Below are 17,429 nucleotides of genomic sequence, written 5' to 3' on the forward strand. Positions count from 1 at the left end.
AACAGCCGTTGTCAGCGGGCGTCGCTCCCATATCCTCCCCGGAGCCATTTCTCTTTCGAGAATGGAAAAGACAATGAACCTCGAACGACAAAGCTTTGACATCGATGAGCCGCAGGCTGGTCCCAGCTGGGCGCCGAAGAATTGGCCCCAGATCGACAGCGACGACCTGACCGCCGCGCTCGATCCGCAGCAGATGCAGGTCGCGGTCAAGGCCGCCGCAGCCAAGGCGGGTGCGCCGCTGTCGAATGCCGAAGTCGAGCGCGCCGCGAATGATTCGATCCGCGCGATGATGCTGATCCGCACCTATCGCGTGCGCGGGCATCTGGCCGCCAATCTCGATCCGCTGGGGCTCAGCACGCGCGAGCTGCCAGCCGACCTGACCCCCGAATATCATGGTTTCGTCGGCGCCGATCAGGACCGCCCCGTCTATATCGGCGGGACGCTGGGTCTTGAAAAAGCGACGATCCGCGAGATCGTGGCGATCCTGCGCGCCAATTATTGCGGCAATGTCGGCCTTGAATATATGCACATCGCCGACCTCAAGGAACGCCAGTTCCTGCAGGAGCGGATGGAAGGCGCCGACAAGATCATCGAATTTTCGGTCGAGGGCAAACGCGCCATCCTGAACAAGGTGATCGAGGCCGAGGAATGGGAGAAATTCCTCGCCAAGAAATATGTCGGGACCAAGCGTTTCGGCCTCGACGGCGGCGAGAGCATGATCCCCGCGATGGAAGCCATCATCAAATATGGCGGCCAGTACGGCGTGAAGGAAATCGTCTATGGCATGGCGCATCGCGGGCGCCTCAACATGCTCGCCAACGTCATGGCGAAGCCGTACAAGATCATCTTCCACGAATTTGCCGGCGGATCGGCGAACCCCGACGACATCGGCGGTTCGGGTGACGTCAAATATCACCTCGGCACCTCGACCGACCGCGAGTTCGGCGGCGCGTCGGTGCATATGTCGCTGGTTCCCAACCCTTCGCACCTCGAAGCGGTCGACCCGGTCGTGCTCGGCAAGGTGCGCGCGCAGCAGGTGGTGCGCGACGACCTCGCCAAGCATGAGCAGGTGCTGCCGGTGCTGATCCATGGCGACGCGGCGTTCGCGGGACAGGGGATCGTGTGGGAATGCCTCGGCTTCTCGGGCATCCGCGGCTACAACACCGGCGGCTGCATCCACTTCATCGTCAACAACCAGATCGGTTTTACAACCAGCCCGCAATATGCGCGCTCGTCGCCCTATCCGTCGGACGTGGCGAAGGGCGTGATGGCGCCGATCCTGCACGTCAACGGCGACGATCCCGAAGCCGTGACCTTTGCGTGCAAGCTTGCGATCGATTTTCGCCAGCAGTTCAAACGCGACGTGGTCATCGACATGTGGTGCTATCGCCGCTTCGGTCATAACGAGGGCGACGAACCTTCGTTCACCCAGCCTTTGATGTACGAGCGCATCCGCAAGCACCCGCCGGTGTCGCAGCTCTGCGCCGCCAAGCTGGAAAGCGAAGGCGTGATCGACGCCGGTTGGGCCGACGCCCGCCGCGCCGAGTTCATCGCGCGGCTCGAAGACGATTTCGAGGGCGCCAAAAGCTACAAGCCGAACAAGGCCGACTGGTTTGCCGGGCGCTGGTCGGGGCTGCACGCTCCCGCCGATCCCGAAAACGCGCGCCGCAATATCTCGACCGGGGTCAGCGACAAATTGTTCGATTCGATCGGGCGCGTCCTGACGACCGTCCCCGCCGACGTCGAAGTGCACAAGACGCTGCGCCGCGTCATCGACGCACGCGGCGCAATGTTTGCCGACAAGAGCGACAAGGAAGTGTTCGACTGGGCGACCGCCGAAAGCCTCGCCTTCGGCACCTTGCTCAGCGAAGGCTATCAGGTCCGCCTGTCAGGGCAGGATTCGGGCCGCGGTACCTTCAGCCAGCGTCACGCCGTCTGGGTCGATCAAAAGACCGAGGCGAAATACGTGCCGCTGACGACCGTGCCGCACGGCCGGTTCGAGGTGCTCGATAGTCCGCTGTCCGAATATGGCGTGCTCGGCTTCGAATATGGCTATGCGATGGCCGACCCGAAATCGCTGGTGCTTTGGGAAGCGCAGTTCGGCGATTTCGCCAACGGCGCGCAGATCATGATCGACCAGTTCATCGCGTCGGGCGAGGCCAAGTGGCTGCGCGCCAACGGGCTCGTGATGCTGCTCCCGCACGGTTATGAAGGGCAGGGGCCGGAGCATAGCTCGGCGCGTCTCGAACGCTTCCTGCAGCTGTGCGCGGGCGACAATATCCAGGTGTGCAATATTTCGACCCCGTCGAACTATTTCCACGTCCTGCGCCGCCAGATGCTGCGCCCGTTCCGCAAGCCGCTGATCATCATGACGCCGAAGTCGCTGCTCCGTCACAAGCTCGCGGTGTCGCAGCGCAGCGATTTCATCGGCGATGCGCATTTCCGCCGCATCATGTCCGACCGCACCCCGCCGGCCGACGCCGACATCAAGCGCGTGGTGCTGTGTTCGGGCAAGGTCGGTTACGACCTGATGGAAGCGCGCGATGCCGCGGGCCTTTCCGACACGACGGTGATCCGGATCGAACAGCTCTATCCCTTCCCGGGCGAACCGCTCGCGGTGCGCTTGAAGCGGATGCCGAAGCTGGAGGAGGTCGTCTGGGCGCAGGAAGAACCGCGCAACAACGGCAGCTGGTTCTTCGTCGAGCCTTTCATCGAAGAGGCGCTGAACGAAGCCGGCCACAAGGGCATGCGCCCGCGCTATGCCGGACGCGCCGCCGCGGCCTCGCCCGCGACGGGCCTGATGAGCCGCCACCAGACCGAGCAGTCGGCGCTGGTCGCCGACGCACTGGGCCTCAGCGTCCGTGCCGAAATTCGCCGCAGCAAGAATAAAGCCTGAGCCAGGCACAAGACCCCCAAGGAACTGCACCTATGAGCACCGAAGTCAAAGTCCCCACGCTGGGCGAAAGCGTCACCGAAGCGACGATCGGCGAGTGGCTGAAACAGCCGGGCGAAGCCGTTGCACTCGACGAGCCCATCGCGAGCCTTGAAACCGACAAGGTCGCGGTCGAAGTGCCTTCGCCGGTCGCGGGCGTGATGGGCCAGCAGGTTGTCGCGGTTGGCGATACCGTCAATGTCGGCGCGGTGATCGCGACGATCGAAGCCGGTAGCGCCGCTGCTGCTGCGCCCGCCACGGCGCCAAAGGCTGAAGCCGCCGCGCCGCCCCCCGCCGCGACCGCTCCGGCGGGCGAAGGCGTTGACACGGTCACGACCATGTCGCCCGCGGTGCGCCGCCTCGTGCTCGAACATGGCCTCGATCCGACGAAGATCCAAGGCAGCGGCAAGGACGGCCGTCTGACCAAGGAAGACGTACTCGCCGCCGCGAGCGCTGCGCCCGCAGCCGCCCCGGCTCCGGCTGCCGCGCCCGCCCCCGCTTCCGCCGCCAGCGGTGCATCGGGCCGCCGCGAAGAACGCGTCAAGATGACGCGGATGCGCCAGACGATCGCCAAGCGGCTCAAGTCGGCCCAGGACACTGCGGCGATGCTGACGACGTTCAACGACGTCGACATGTCGGCGGTGATTGCGACGCGCGACAAATATCGCGAGAGCTTTGAAAAGAAGCATGGCGTGCGCCTCGGCTTCATGAGCTTCTTCACCAAGGCGGTGGCGCTCGCCGCGCACGACATCCCGGCGGTCAACGCGCGCATCGACGGCGACGAGATCGTTTATCACGACTATCTCGACGTCTCGGTCGCGGTCAGCGCGCCGAACGGCCTGGTCGTCCCCGTCGTTCGCAACGCCGACAGCCTGTCGTTCGCCGACATCGAAAAGGCGATCGCCGACCTTGGCAAGCGCGCCAAGGACGGCACGCTGACAATGGACGACATGACCGGCGGCACCTTCACGATTTCGAACGGCGGTGTGTTCGGCGGCCTGATGTCGACCCCGATCATCAACCCGCCGCAGTCGGCGGTGCTCGGCCTCCATCGCATCGAGGATCGCCCGGTCGTGCGGGGCGGCGAGATCGTCATCCGTCCGATGATGTATCTGGCGCTCAGCTATGACCACCGTCTGATCGACGGCCGCGAAGCGGTGACGTTCCTCAAGACGATCAAGGAAGCGATCGAGGATCCGACGCGGTTGTTGATCGACCTTTGAACTGGTTTACCCGTCATCCCGGCGAAGGCCGGGATCTCGACGGTAAGGTCCGACGCAACGTAGAGATCCCGGCCTCCGCCGGGATGACGAGAGAAGAGACATGAGCGAGCAATCCTACGACTACGACGTTCTGGTCATCGGTGCCGGTCCCGGCGGTTATGTCGCGGCGATCCGCGCGGCGCAGCTGGGCCTCAAGACCGCGTGCGCCGACGGGCGCGAGACGCTGGGCGGGACCTGCCTCAACGTCGGCTGTATTCCGTCGAAGGCGATGCTGCATGCGTCGGAATATTATGACGCGGCGGCGAATGGCGCGATGGCCAAGATGGGGATCGATGTGTCCCCCAAGCTGAACCTGCCCGCGATGCACGCGCAGCGCGTCGATGCGGTGAAGGGGCTGACCGCCGGGATCGAATTCCTGTTCAAGAAGAACAAGGTCGACTGGCTGAAGGGCTATGCCGCCTTCACCGGCAAGGACAGTGTCGAGGTTGCGGGCAAGACCTATCGCGCGAAGAATATCATCATCGCCACCGGATCGTCGGTCACTCCGCTGCCCGGCGTCGATGTCGACAATGACAAGCAGATCATCGTCGATTCGACCGGGGCGCTCGAACTCGCCAAGGTTCCGGGCCATATGGTCGTCATCGGCGGCGGCGTGATCGGGCTGGAACTTGGCAGCGTATGGCGCCGTCTGGGCGCCAAGGTCACCTGCGTCGAGTTTCTCGACCAAATCCTGCCCGGCATGGACGCCGATGTGCGCAAGGATGCGAACCGCATCTTCAAGAAACAGGGCATTGAATTCAAGCTGAAGACCAAGGTTACCGGCGCGGTGGTAAAGGGCAAAAAGGCCGTCCTGACACTCGAACCCGCGGCAGGTGGCGAAGCGGAGACGCTGGAAGCCGATGTGGTGCTGGTGTCGATCGGGCGGCGTCCGAACACCGACGGGCTTGCGCTCGACAAGGCGGGCCTTGCCGTCAATGCACGCGGCCAGATCGAAACCGACCATGATTTTTCGACGCAGGTTCCCGGCATCTGGGCGATCGGCGACGTGATCCCCGGCCCGATGCTGGCGCACAAGGCCGAGGACGAGGGCATCGCCTGCGCCGAAAATATCGCGGGCCAGACGGGCATCGTGAACCATGATGTCATTCCGTCGGTCGTTTACACCTGGCCCGAAATCGCCGGGGTCGGCCTGACCGAAGAGCAGGCGAAGGAAAAGGGCGAGGTCAAGGTCGGCAAGTTCCCGATGGCGGGCAACAGCCGCGCGAAGACCAACCACGAACCCGACGGTTTCGTGAAGATCATCGCCGACGCCAAGACCGACCGTGTGCTCGGCGTGTGGTGCATCGCCAGCGTCGCGGGCACGATGATCGCGCAGGCGGCGCAGGCGATGGAATTTGGCGCGACGTCGGAAGACATCGCCTACACCTGCCACGCGCATCCGACGCACAGCGAGGCGATCAAGGAAGCCGCGATGGCGGTGACGGGCAAACCGATCCACGTCTGACACGCGTAGCAAGGGGGAGAGATTTATGGCGAAGCATTGGCTCTGGGCAGCGGCTTCGCTGTCTCTCTCCCTCATCGCAACAAACGCGCAGGCGGCGCCCGACCTGAATGCCGCCAACGCGCGGCTGACCGCGCTGCTGGACAAAAATTATCCGGCGCTCGACGCGCTGTATCGCGATCTGCACCAGAACCCCGAACTCGGGATGCAGGAGGTCCGCACCGCGGGCATCCTCGCGCAGCATCTGCGCAAGGCGGGCTTCGCCGTCACCGAAAAGGTCGGTGGCACCGGCGTCGTCGGCGTGCTGAAGAATGGTGACGGTCCGACCATCCTGATCCGCGCCGACATGGACGCGCTGCCCATGGAGGAAAAGACGGGGCTCGCCTGGGCGAGCAAGGCGCGCGCGACATACGAAGGCAAGGATGTGCCCGTGATGCACGCCTGCGGCCACGACACCCACGTCGCCTATCTGGTCGGGGTTGCGCAGGCGCTCGCCGCGATGCGCGACAGCTGGTCGGGTACGGTCGTCCTGATCGGCCAGCCCGCCGAGGAGATATTGAAGGGCGCAAAAGCGATGCTCGACGACGGGCTGCTGACGCGCTTTCCCAAGCCCGACTATGGTTTCGCGGCGCATGTGCTGAACGGCCCGACGGGGACGGTGGGGATCAAGGCGGGGACCGCTTTCTCGGCCTCCGACAGCTATTCGATTACCTTCCACGGCCGCGGCGGCCATGGCTCGATGCCGTCGGCGACGCTCGACCCGATCCCGATCGCGGCGCGCTTTGTGACCGATGTCCAGACGGTGATCAGCCGCGAAAAGGATCCCTACGCGTTCGGCGTGCTGACGATCGGCGCGATCAATGCGGGGAGCGCGCCCAATATCATCCCCGACAGCGCCGAGGTAAAGGTCAACATCCGCTCGCTCACCCCCGAGGTGCGCCAACTGCTGCGCTCGGGCGCCGAGCGTTCGGCGAAGGCGGCGGCGATGATGGGCAACGCGCCCGAACCGACGATCACCTATCTGACCGGCACCGCGAGTCTGGTGAACAATGAGTCGATGGCCGCCAACGGCTTTGAAATCCTGAAACCGGTGTTCGGCGACAAATTGCTGTTCGCCCCCGCCAGCGCGGCGCCGGTATCGGCGAGCGAGGATTATTCGGAATTTGTCGATGCCGGAATTCCGTCGCTCTATTTTGCGATCGGCGGTTACGATCCCGCGGTCCTCGCCGACCTGAAGGCCAAGGGCCAGCCGATCCCGACCAATCACTCGCCCTTCTTTGCGCCTAAGGCCGAGCCGGTGATCCGCGGCGCGGTCTCGGCGATCGTCCTGTCGGTCATCGGCGGGGTGCGGCCGGGCGCGAAATAGGCGCCGATGTTCGATTTCGACAATGCGCTGATCGTTCGGCTGCTCGACCTGGCGGGGATTGGCGTGTTTGCTTTATCGGGCGCGCTGATGGCGGTGCGGCTGCGCCAGACGTTGGTGACCGCCGCCTTCTTTGCGCTGGTCACCGGGGTCGGCGGCGGCAGCGTGCGCGACCTGCTGATCGGCGCGCCGGTGTTCTGGGTGCAGGATGGCGCGATTTCGGCGGTGTGCATCGCCATTGCGTTGATCGTGTGGATCACCCCCGAACGCTGGTGGCAGGGGCAATTGCTCGAATGGGCCGATGCCGTCGGGCTCGCCGCCTACGCGGTGTTCGGTACCGCCAAGGCGCTGGCGTGGGGCGTGCCGCCTGCGCCGGCGCTACTGATGGGCGTCATCACCGGCTGCGTCGGCGGCACGATCCGTGACATCTTGGCGGGGGTGCCGTCGATCATCGTGCGCCCTGAAATCTACGTTACCGCGGCGGCGCTTGCGTCGGGACTGTTCCTGCTCTTGCTGTGGCTCGGCGCCGGGACGCCGGTTGCCGCCGTGATTGGCGCGGTGGCCGGGTTCATCCTGCGCGGCGCAGCGATCCGCTGGTCGCTTGCTTTGCCAGCGTATCGCGATCCCAAAACCGGGGCGTAGGGCGCTGACCACCTCCCCGTTCGTGTCGAGCGAAGTCGAGACACGCAAAGGCGGGCACGAACGCAGCGTGTCTCGACTTCGCTCGACACGAACGGACGAGAGGCGGCGCGTAGGTTCTGGATGCCCGACTTGACGTTCGCGTCAACTGCGCCATGCTAAGGAAAACCGGCCGAAGGATTTCCGCAGCATGACCACCGCGCAGACGACCGCCAATGGCATAACGATTACCTATGAAGACAAGGGGCCGAAGGACGCACCCGCGATCCTGCTCGTCATGGGGTTGGGCGGCCAGCTGACCTTGTGGCCCGACGAGTTCGTCGATGCGCTGAACGGCCACGGATTCCGCACCATCCGTTGCGACAATCGCGACGTCGGCCTGTCGACGCGCTTCGATGCGGCGGGGGTACCGAACGTCAAGTGGATGGTCGTGAAATCGATGTTGGGGCTTCCGGTCCGTTCGGCCTACACGCTCGCCGATATGGCCGCCGACGGCGTCGCGCTGCTCGATCATCTGGCGATCGAGCGCGCGCATATCGTCGGGGCGTCGATGGGCGGAATGATTTCGCAGCATATCGCCGCGCGCTACCCCGATCGCACCCTGTCGTTGACCTCGATCATGTCGAGCACCGGCAACCGCCGCCTGCCGCGCGCGCGCAAGGAAGCGATGCAGGTGCTGGCGAACCGGCCGATGAGCGGCGATCCCGAGGATATGATCGCCTATTCGGTCCGCGCCGCGCGGGTGATCGGCAGCCCCGCCTATCCCGCCGCCGAAGAACGCCTCCAGCGCCGCGTCCGCGCCGATTTCGAGCGCGGCTGGTACCCGCAGGGGGTCGCGCGGCAGATGGCGGCGATCGTCGCCGACGGCGACCGGCGTCACCTGCTAAAGACGATCACCGCGCCGACCTTGGTCGTACATGGCGAGGATGATCCGCTGGTGCCGCTCGCCGCGGGACGCGATACCGCCGACAATATCGCGGGCGCGCGACTGCTGACGATCCCCGGAATGGGGCATGACCTGCCGCTGGCCTTGGTCGATACGCTGGCGGATGCCATTGCCGACCATGCCAAGGGGGTCGCCGTGGCGGCGTAAATCCTTCTCCCCTCCCGCTTGCGGGAGGGGTCGGGGGTGGGCCAGCAGCGGATCAGTTGCCCACCCCGCTGCGACTAGGCTCAGGACTCATTAATCCAGAATAGGCAGATGCATGCGAAGGTGACGGCGGCGAGGAAGATGTCGGCGCATCGGTCATATCGCGTGTGGATGCGTCGCCAGTCCTTGAGGCGAGCGAAGAGGTTTTCGATTCTGTGGCGCCGTCGGTAGAGGACGGGGTCGTAGGGGAATCGTCGCTTGTGGTTGCGGTGCGTGGGGATGCAGGCCGTGATGCCGCGGTCGTCGAGGGTCTGACGGAACCAGTGGCTGTCATAGGCGCGATCGGCGAGCAGGACGGTCGCCTCGGGCAGGTCCGGCGCCAAGGCCCGGGCGCCGATGTGATCGTTGCGCTGTCCTTCGGTGAGGAGCAGGCGCAGGGGTCGCCCCCGACCATCGCACAGGACGTGCAGCTTGCTGGTCAGCCCGCCCCGGCTGCGTCCGATAGCGCGGGGTAGAGCCCCTTTTTGAAGAGGCTCGCCGCGGTCCGGTGCGCCTTGATATGCGTGGCGTCGATCATCAGCACGCCATCTCCGTCCTTCGCGAGGTCGGCGAAAATGCGGTCGAACACCCCGAGCCGGCTCCAGCGAATGAAGCGGTTGTAGATCGTCTTGTGCGGCCCATAGCCAGTTGGTGCATCGCGCCAGCGAAGCCCGTTGCGGATGACAAACAGGATCCCGCTCAATATCCGCCGGTCATCGACCCGCGGAACTCCGTGCGACAAGGGAAAATGCCCTTCGATCCGGCGCATCTGCGCCTCGCTCAGCAACAACAGATCACTCATGGCTGCGTCCTCCTGCCGCCTTGAATCACCTCATCAATGCTCGCACAAGCAATTTAATAGGTCCTGAGCCTAGCGAACAAGTTCGCAAGTCTCGCTGCCCCTCCCGCGAGCGGGAGGGGGATTATTTGAGCAGCAGCGCCATCGTCGCCAAGAACCCCTTCGCCTCCGCACCACCCGACCGCGGCACGGCGGGCAGATAGCCGCGGCAGTCGAGGCACGCCGCCTGTACCGATCCCGTCTGCGTCAGCAGCGCCATATCCTGCATCAGCCGGCGTTCGGTCAGCTGGCGGTTCATCGCCGCGATGCCGAACCAGCCGCGCGGCGCGGCGGCGACTTCCTCTTCGCTCTTGCCCCAATTGGCCAGCATCTTGGCGAATTCGCTCGGTTCGTCCTCATAATATTGCGCGTGAAAATCGCCCTCGACCTTGGCGAGTTTCGCCGCCGCGGCCAGCGCGTCGGGCAGACCGCCGAACTGGTCGACCAGCCCCAGCTGCCGCGCGGTGCCCCCGGCCCAGACGCGCCCTTCGGCAATCGCCTGCACCTTTTCGAGCGGCTGCTTGCGACTTTTCGCGACCAGCCCGGTAAAGCGCGCATAGACGTCCTCGACGCTCGCCTGCGCCAGCGCGTTGAACTCGTCGTTGACGCCGCCGACCACGTCGGGCTGACCCGACAACGGCGTCGTCGCGATGCCGTCGGCGGTGACCCCGATCTTGGCGAGCGCCTGCTCGAAGCTCGGCAGGATGCCGAACACCCCGATCGATCCGGTGATCGTTTCGGGTTCGGCAAAGATGCGGTCGGCGGGGGTCGAAATCCAGTATCCGCCCGATGCCGCGACATTCGCCATCGATACGACGATCGGCAGCTTTTTCGCCTTGGCGACGAGCAAAGCCTGACGGATCTCTTCGGACGCCAGCACCGATCCGCCGGGCGAATCGACGCGAAGCACGATCGCCTTCGTGCTGTCGTCGGCCGCGGCGTCGAGGATATGCTGCGCGACGGTGGTGCCGCCTGCGACCCCGGTCGGCGCCTCGCCATCGACGATCTCGCCGACGACGGGAACGACCGCGATGGCGCTGCCCTTCGTTGCGGGCGGGTTGGCCGCGACCCAGTTTTCGAGCGGGATCGCATTATATTCCCACGGCTTTCTGTCGTCATAGGCGCCGCTGATTTCGGCAACGCGGGTGTTGAACGCCATGCGGCTGCCGAGCTTGTCGACCAGCCCCGCGTCGAGCGATGCCTTGGACAGATCGTTGCCCGCGGCGCGCACCGCGCCCGCGGTGTCGGCGATATAGGCGTCGATCTTGGCCGCCGGACGCGCCTTTTTGACGTCGGCCAGCCAATTGTCCCACAGCATGCTGGCATAGGCGAGATTGGCCTCTTTCGCTTCGGGCGACTGGTCGCTGCGCAGGAAGGGTTCGACCGCGCTCTTGAACGTGCCGACGCGGTAAATGTTCGCGGTGATGCCAAGGCGGTCCATCAACCCCTTGTAATAAAGGCGCGACCCGCCCGGCCCCGCGATGGCGACGCCGCCAACGCTGTCGGCCCAGATTTCACTGGCGTGCGAGGCGATCTGATAGCTGTCGGTAGTGTAGGCGGTGGCAAAGGCGAGTACGGGCTTTTTCTTGGCGCGCACCTTGTCGACCGCATTGCCGATTTCGGCGAGCGACACCTGGCCGCCGCCCAGGAAACGGTCGAGGTCCAGCACGACCGATGTCACGCGCTTGTCGTCGGCGGCGGTTTCCAGCGCATGGACGACATCGCGGACGCGGATTTCCTGCAGCTGGTCGCCGCCCGACAGCGCGGTGACAGTGTCGACCTCGGCGGGCTGTTCGCTGACCACCCCATCGAGTTCGATCAGCAGCGCGCCCTCGCTGACCGGCAGGCCGGCGTTGGGACGGCCCGCGAGCAGGCCGAAAATCGCGACGAAGAACAGCAGCAGGAAAATCAGCGCCAATCCATCCTTGATCGCGACGAGCAACCGCCAAACTTTGCGCGGAAAGCTGGTTCCCGATTTCGGCTTGTCGTCGCCGGGTAGCGGGCGGCGTACCGGAATGGCCCAAGGGCCGGCGGGATCGTTCGGGGTGTTGGCGGTGGTGTCGGTCATGGCTGCAAACCTAGGGATGCGGCTGGCCGTTGGCAATGCACGCTTCGACGGGCGGGGAACCCAGTCCTATGGACGACTACGTCCCCAAGTCCCCGATCGCCTCGAGCGAAGTCGAGATGCCTATCGGCTGTGCGCGTCTTTGCAGTGTCTCGACTTCGCTCGACACGAACGGAACCAGGGTTAGAGCCAGCCGGCACGCAGGTACCAGCGCACCGTTTCGGCGAGCGCGTCGTCGGTCGCCCATTCGGGTTGCCACAGCGCGGCGGGGGGCTGGGCGCCGTGTGCCGCGACCCAGTCGGGATGCGCAATATAGCGCGCGCGGTCGGGGGTCAGCTTGGCGCCGCCGCGGCGCACCAGCTTGTCGATCCGACCTCCGGCCTTCAGCACCGCGCCAGGAACCGCCAGCGTTGCGATCCGGCGGCGCCCCACCGCGCGTCCGATCGCGTGGGCAAAGCCCCGGTGCGACCATCCGCCCGCCTGGCCGTCGTCGGGTTCGTAGATCGCGCCGATGCTCGCGCTGCGATCGGCGGCGAGCGCGACGAGCAGCCGCGCCAGATCATCGACATAGATCGCCGACATGCGTCCCTTGGGCGGCAGCAGCGCGATGCCGCGACGCGCCATGCGGAACAGGTCGAGCATTTCGGTATCGCCGGGGCCGAACACTGCGGGTGGGCGGACGATCGTCCAGTCGAGCCCGCTTGCGGTCACGGCGGCCTCGGCGCGTTCTTTCGACCAGCCATAATCTGACAGGCCGGGCTCGCGCGCCGCGAGCGACGAGACATGGACGAAGCGCGTCACCCCGGCGCCGCGCGCCGCCGCGACGACGTTGGCGGTCGCCGTGGCATTGCCTGCCTCGAACGCCGCGCGCGTCGGGACATTGACTACCCCGGCGATGTGCATGACGACGTCGCTACCCGCGGCTATTTCGTTGAGGCTGTCCGTGTCGTCGAGCGCGCCCGCGATCCAGGTCACGCCCTCGCGGTCGGGTTGCGGGCGGCGGGTGAGGGCGCGGACATGCCACCCAGCGTCGATCGCCTGCCGCATCGTGGCGCCGCCGACAAAGCCGGTCGCGCCGGTCATCGCCAACACAGCGCTCATAAAATCCTCCCCACTTGTGGGGAGGGGGACCGCCGCGAAGCGGTGGTGGAGGGGGGTGGCGGTGTTTCGCTACGTCGCTGAAGGACGCACCCCCCCTCCGTCAGCCGCTGCGCGTCTGCCACCTCCCCATGAATGGGGAGGATCATAAGAGCACCATATGGTCGCGGTGAACCATGGCACTTCTTGGCGCGTAGCCGAGCGCCGCCTCCTGCGCGTCGCGGCCAAGGCCGACGATCGCCGCGGCGTCGGCGCCGGGATATTCGGACAGGCCGCGCGCGATCACCGCGCCATCGGGGCCAACGATGTCGAGCACGTCGCCGCGCGCAAAGCTGCCCGTGACGCCGCTGACTCCCGCTGCGAGCAGGCTCGCGCCGCTTCGCAGCGCCTTTGCTGCTCCGGCGTCGATGGTCAGCCGTCCCTTGGCGGTCAGTCCGCCCGCCAGCCACGCCTTGCGCGCACTCGCGCCCTTGTCGGCGACGAACAGGCTGTGCCGCGCCGCGGTCGACAGCGGCCGGTCGATCCTTCCCGAGGCGATGGCGAGGTGCGCGCCCGCGGCATTGGCGATGCGCGCCGCGGCGATTTTCGACACCATGCCGCCCGATCCCATGCCCGATGCCGACCCGGTATCGGCCATCGCCTCGACGCCCGCGTCGATGCGCTCGATGCGCGCGATATGGGTGGCGCCGGGCAGCGCTGGGTTCTTGTCGTACAGCCCGTCGATGTCGGACAGCAATACCACGCCGCCCGCGCCCGCCGCCTGCGCGACGCGCGCGGCGAGGCGATCGTTGTCGCCAAAGCGGATTTCCTCGGTCGCGACGCTGTCATTCTCGTTGATGATCGGCACCACGCCCAGCGTGAGCAAGCGGTCGAGCGTCGCGGCGGCATTCAGATAGCGCCGCCGGTCCTCCAGATCGTCGAGCGTCACCAGCATCTGCGCCGCGGTCAGCCCTTCGGCGGCCAGCACCTCGGCCCATACTTGGCTCAATGCGATCTGGCCGGTCGCGGCGGCGGCCTGCGCATCCTCCAGCGTCCCGCGCCCACCCTTCGCCAGCCCGAGCCGCCGCGCCCCGAGCGCGATCGCGCCCGACGAGACGACCGCGACCTGCTGCCCCGCGCGCGTCCGCTCCGCGATGTCGGCGGCGATCCCGACCAGCCAATCGCGCCGCACCGCGCCCGCGGGATCGACGAGCAACGCCGACCCGATCTTGACGATCAGGCGGTGACAGGCGGCGGGCGGAAACAGGCTCATCGCGCCGCCGATAGCGCGATGCAAGGTCGTCGCCAATGCTATTACGTCAGCGATCGCCCCCGAAGGTATAACTCAGCGCCACCCCCACCGACGGCTGGCTGCGGCTGCCAAGCTCACGCGTGATCGGGGAGTCGGCGGCGTCGCCGACGAGCCGGTCGTAGCGGCCGTATACCGCGACGCCCCAGCGGCGGCCGAGCATCCGGTGATAGCCTGCGGTCACCCCGACCGACTGGATGCCGCCATCGACGTCATAGGCCGCGAGGCCGGAGGTCGTGGCTGCGGCGGGGGTCACCCCGAAATAGGCGTTTTTATATTTGGCGTCACCCAGCGTCACGCGCGGGCCGATCGAGAACAGCCAGTCGTCGCCTTGGCGCGCGACATAGTCGGCGCTGACTTCACCCGCCCAGCCCTTGTGGCCGGTCACCGCCTTGCGGCCTTCGACGCGGACGCGGAGGGCCGGGGTCAGGTTGACCTGCGCGAACCCGCCGACCTCGAACGAAAAGCCGACTTTGGGGAGGTCCGCGCCAACGTCGGCGGCCGTGCGTTTGCCGATGAACCCCAGCGACGGTCCGAAAGCAAAATTACCGCTTTGGATGAGCGGTCCGCCAAAGCTTTCGTCGGCAGCCTCGAAGGTGAATTCGGTGCCGACGCCTTCGCGCGAAACGTCGATATAGGGGCCGACCGACAGCTCCTTCGAACCCGGCCAGGATGGCGACAGTTGCGGGCCCAAAATGATGCGGGTGCGCTTTTCGCCGCTGTCGCCGTCATTCTGGGCGTAGGCGGGGCCGGCAAGCGCGGTGGCGACGACGAGGCAAAGTGCGGCAAGGGGAGCGTGTCGGGTCATGCGAAATCCTTGTTGTTCCGCACGAAATTCTTCAGCGGCGGGTTCGTTCCTAAACCGGCGACCAGTCGGTCGATTCTTCGCCGTCGTCGTTCTGCCCGACCGCCCGCTTTTCGGGGCCGATGATTTCGAGCAGCTTGTCGAGCACTGCGGGGACGCCCGCGCCGCTTGCGCCCGACAGCGCCATCACCGGGTGGCCGCTTTCGGCTTCGAGTTCGGCCGACAGCGCGGCGATGAGTTCGTCGTCGAGCGTATCGATCTTGTTCAGCGCCACGATCACCGGCTTGTCGGTCAGGTCGGCGCCATAGGCCTCCAGCTCGTCGCGGACGATGCGGTAGCTGGTGGCGACGTCGGTGTCGTTCGCATCGACGAGGTGGAGCAGCACGCGGCAGCGTTCGATGTGGCCGAGGAAGCGGTCGCCGACCCCGGCGCCGTCGGCGGCGCCCTCGATCAGGCCGGGGATGTCGGCGACGACAAACTCATTGCCCTTGTGGCTGACGACGCCGAGCTGCGGGCGCAGGGTGGTGAAAGCATAGGCGCCGACCTTGGCCTGCGCGTTGGTGACGCCGTTGATGAAGGTCGATTTGCCCGCGTTGGGCAGACCGACCAGCCCCGCGTCGGCGAGCAATTTCAGCCGCAGCCACACCCACATCTCCTCGCCCGGCCAGCCGGGGCCGTGCTGGCGCGGGGCGCGGTTGGTCGAGGTCTTATAGCTGGCATTGCCGCGCCCGCCGTCACCGCCGCGCAGGAAGACGAGGCGTTCACCCTCCTTGGTCAGGTCGGCGAGCAGGCTGCGGTCCTCGTCGTCGTCCAATATCTGCGTGCCGATCGGCACCTGGATGACGAGGTCAGGGCCGCCCGCGCCGGTGCGGTCGCGGCCTGCGCCGGGGGTGCCGCGCTTCGCCTTGAAATGCTGGGTGTAGCGAAAGTCGATCAGCGTGTTCAGCCCCGCGACCGCTTCGAAGATGATGTCGCCGCCTTTGCCGCCATTGCCGCCGTCGGGGCCGCCATATTCGACATATTTTTCGCGCCGGAACGACACGGCGCCGGGGCCGCCGTCGCCGGACTTGATGAAAATCTTGGCTTGGTCGAGGAAATGCATGGGGAACCTTTGGAGCGGAAACACCGCCTTGGGAGCGCTGGGAGCGGCGCAGGCGACGGTCCCTGTTCATGCCGCGGCGTCACCTTTGGCGACGTCGCACGGGACGAACGATATGATCGGGTTGGCTCCCCTTAGTCGCAGTGCGCCGAAATGGCCAGTTTTGTGATGCGTGCGCGCCGCGATCGACAAAATGCGCTGACCCAGCGCCAGGCCGACGCAACTTTACCCGCTGGCGCTCGTTGAGTGAACAAGCCGCTGCGCAGCGCTTGCTCTTAATTTCCCGAAAGGATTTCAAATGTTTGATAACAAGAATGTGAGCACGCTCAATTCGCTGATCGCAACGACGCTCGACAGCGTCGATGGTTATCGCAAGGCCGCGGAAGAGGCTAACGCAGCCCGATTCCGCGAAATTTTTCTGAGCCGCGCCAACGAGCGCCAGAGCATCGTGTCTGCGTTCCAGACGAAGGTCCGCGAACTTGGCGGTAATCCCGAGGACGATGGCACCGTGCTGGCGTCGGCACACCGCGCATTCCTGGGTCTGCGCGATGCGCTGACCGGCGATCGCGACGATTCGGCGGTGGTCGCCGAGGTCGAGCGCGGCGAGGATCATATCAAGGCGAAGTTCGAAAGCGCGCTGAGGGACGGCGATCTCGACCCGGCGGTGCAGCTGCTGATCCAGACCAGCTTTGCCTCGGTTCGCGATGGTCATGACCAGATGTCGGCGCTCAAGCATCAGCTGAACGCCAGCTAAGACCTTCTCCCGCCCTCCCGGAGAAGAATGGAGACGGCGGTTCCGAAGCTTCGGAGCCGCCGTTTTTATCGGGCGTTCTGCTCGGCCCAGAAGCGGGCGATGCGGCCGGTGATCAGCTCACATGCCAGCACGCGCGACGTATCGCGGGGCAGGTCGAGCGCCTCGGCCATCGGGCCGCCCATCTGCGCGTCGCCGAGCGCCATCAGCACCAGCGCCAGCGTGTCTTCGTGCATCAGCCGCTTTTCATGCGCATCGGGCGCCATGCCGTCGATCAGACGGTGGATCGCTTCCACGATCGGATCGAGCGCGTCCTCGTTACCGGTCGCCGCCATCCACGTCGCCAGCGCGCCGGCGCCGCCGCTGTTGAAGGCGTCGAACGCGAGGTCGACGATTTCGCGCACATTGCGTTCGCCCGGCGGCGATTCGGCCATTTTCCGCCCGATCGTCGCGCACACCGTTTCGGCGAGATAGGCGGCGAGCGCCTTTTGCAGCCCGGCGGCGCTACCGAAATGGTGCAGCAGATTGGCGTGGGTGCGATCGATGCGCGCCGCCACCGCCTTCAATGTTACCGCCGCGGGCCCGGTTTCGATCAAAATCTCCCGCGCCGCGTGCAGCGCTGCGGACCGGCTTTCCTCAGGACTCAGGCGCTTCTTCACTATTGACATATATGTAAGTAAACCCTATTCAACCACCCC

General features: G+C 66.0%; 14 protein-coding genes. 7 read left to right on the top strand and 7 right to left on the bottom strand.

Annotated elements, in window-relative coordinates:
- The first annotated feature begins 73 nt into the window (after positions 1-73).
- From SPYCW_RS02420 to SPYCW_RS02445, 6 genes are all read left to right on the top strand, one after another.
- On the top strand, positions 74-2,896 hold the full coding sequence (locus SPYCW_RS02420; protein ID WP_120218047.1) for a 2-oxoglutarate dehydrogenase E1 component: 2,823 nt from the start codon (positions 74-76) through the stop codon (positions 2,894-2,896).
- 32 nt (positions 2,897-2,928) lie between these two features.
- Positions 2,929-4,155 (top strand): 2-oxoglutarate dehydrogenase complex dihydrolipoyllysine-residue succinyltransferase, encoded by a 1,227-nt coding sequence (gene odhB, locus SPYCW_RS02425; protein ID WP_120215438.1) that lies wholly within the window; start codon positions 2,929-2,931, stop codon positions 4,153-4,155.
- Positions 4,156-4,255: 100 nt separating this feature from the next.
- The gene (gene lpdA, locus SPYCW_RS02430) at positions 4,256-5,659 is read left to right on the top strand and encodes a dihydrolipoyl dehydrogenase (RefSeq protein ID WP_120215439.1); all 1,404 of its coding nucleotides are present in this window, start codon (positions 4,256-4,258) and stop codon (positions 5,657-5,659) included.
- Between the two features lie 25 nt (positions 5,660-5,684).
- Positions 5,685-7,022, top strand: coding sequence for an amidohydrolase (locus SPYCW_RS02435; RefSeq protein ID WP_120215440.1), 1,338 nt, complete (start codon positions 5,685-5,687; stop codon positions 7,020-7,022).
- A gap of 6 nt (positions 7,023-7,028) precedes the next feature.
- Positions 7,029-7,661: a trimeric intracellular cation channel family protein gene (locus SPYCW_RS02440; RefSeq protein ID WP_120215441.1), complete on the top strand. Its 633-nt coding sequence runs from the start codon at positions 7,029-7,031 to the stop codon at positions 7,659-7,661.
- 187 nt (positions 7,662-7,848) lie between these two features.
- Positions 7,849-8,751 (top strand): alpha/beta fold hydrolase, encoded by a 903-nt coding sequence (locus SPYCW_RS02445; RefSeq protein WP_120215442.1) that lies wholly within the window; start codon positions 7,849-7,851, stop codon positions 8,749-8,751.
- A gap of 80 nt (positions 8,752-8,831) precedes the next feature.
- Here SPYCW_RS02445 and SPYCW_RS02450 read toward each other — a convergent pair.
- The 6 genes from SPYCW_RS02450 to obgE all read right to left on the bottom strand — a co-directional run bounded on the left by SPYCW_RS02450 (position 8,832) and on the right by obgE (position 15,983).
- Positions 8,832-9,589 (bottom strand): IS5 family transposase gene (locus SPYCW_RS02450; protein WP_120215443.1). Its coding sequence is split into 2 segments (ribosomal slippage): positions 8,832-9,262 and positions 9,262-9,589, totalling 759 coding nucleotides; the frame shifts between segments, so codons are not numbered across the junction.
- A gap of 121 nt (positions 9,590-9,710) precedes the next feature.
- The gene (gene sppA, locus SPYCW_RS02455; protein ID WP_120215444.1) at positions 9,711-11,693 is read right to left on the bottom strand and encodes a signal peptide peptidase SppA; all 1,983 of its coding nucleotides are present in this window, start codon (positions 11,691-11,693) and stop codon (positions 9,711-9,713) included.
- Between the two features lie 180 nt (positions 11,694-11,873).
- On the bottom strand, positions 11,874-12,791 hold the full coding sequence (locus SPYCW_RS02460) for an SDR family oxidoreductase (RefSeq protein ID WP_232014797.1): 918 nt from the start codon (positions 12,789-12,791) through the stop codon (positions 11,874-11,876).
- A gap of 142 nt (positions 12,792-12,933) precedes the next feature.
- Complete coding sequence (proB, locus tag SPYCW_RS02465) at positions 12,934-14,040, bottom strand: glutamate 5-kinase (RefSeq protein ID WP_120218049.1); 1,107 nt, start codon at positions 14,038-14,040, stop codon at positions 12,934-12,936.
- Positions 14,041-14,086: 46 nt separating this feature from the next.
- On the bottom strand, positions 14,087-14,884 hold the full coding sequence (locus tag SPYCW_RS02470) for a MipA/OmpV family protein (RefSeq protein WP_120215445.1): 798 nt from the start codon (positions 14,882-14,884) through the stop codon (positions 14,087-14,089).
- 49 nt (positions 14,885-14,933) lie between these two features.
- Entirely contained in the window at positions 14,934-15,983 is a 1,050-nt protein-coding gene (gene obgE, locus SPYCW_RS02475; protein WP_120215446.1) for a GTPase ObgE, read from the bottom strand.
- A 295-nt stretch (positions 15,984-16,278) separates the two neighbouring features.
- Here obgE and SPYCW_RS02480 point away from each other — a divergent pair, with 295 nt between their 5' ends.
- Positions 16,279-16,734 carry a PA2169 family four-helix-bundle protein gene (locus SPYCW_RS02480; RefSeq protein ID WP_120215447.1) on the top strand — a complete coding sequence of 152 codons (456 nt, stop codon included), beginning with the start codon at positions 16,279-16,281 and terminating at the stop codon, positions 16,732-16,734.
- 65 nt (positions 16,735-16,799) lie between these two features.
- Here the strand turns inward: SPYCW_RS02480 and SPYCW_RS02485 are convergent, their stop codons facing one another.
- Positions 16,800-17,399 (bottom strand): TetR/AcrR family transcriptional regulator, encoded by a 600-nt coding sequence (locus SPYCW_RS02485; protein ID WP_120215448.1) that lies wholly within the window; start codon positions 17,397-17,399, stop codon positions 16,800-16,802.
- Positions 17,400-17,429: the final 30 nt, after the last annotated feature.

Source organism: Sphingopyxis sp. EG6 (assembly GCF_003609815.1).
Taxonomy (GTDB): Bacteria; Pseudomonadota; Alphaproteobacteria; order Sphingomonadales; family Sphingomonadaceae; genus Sphingopyxis.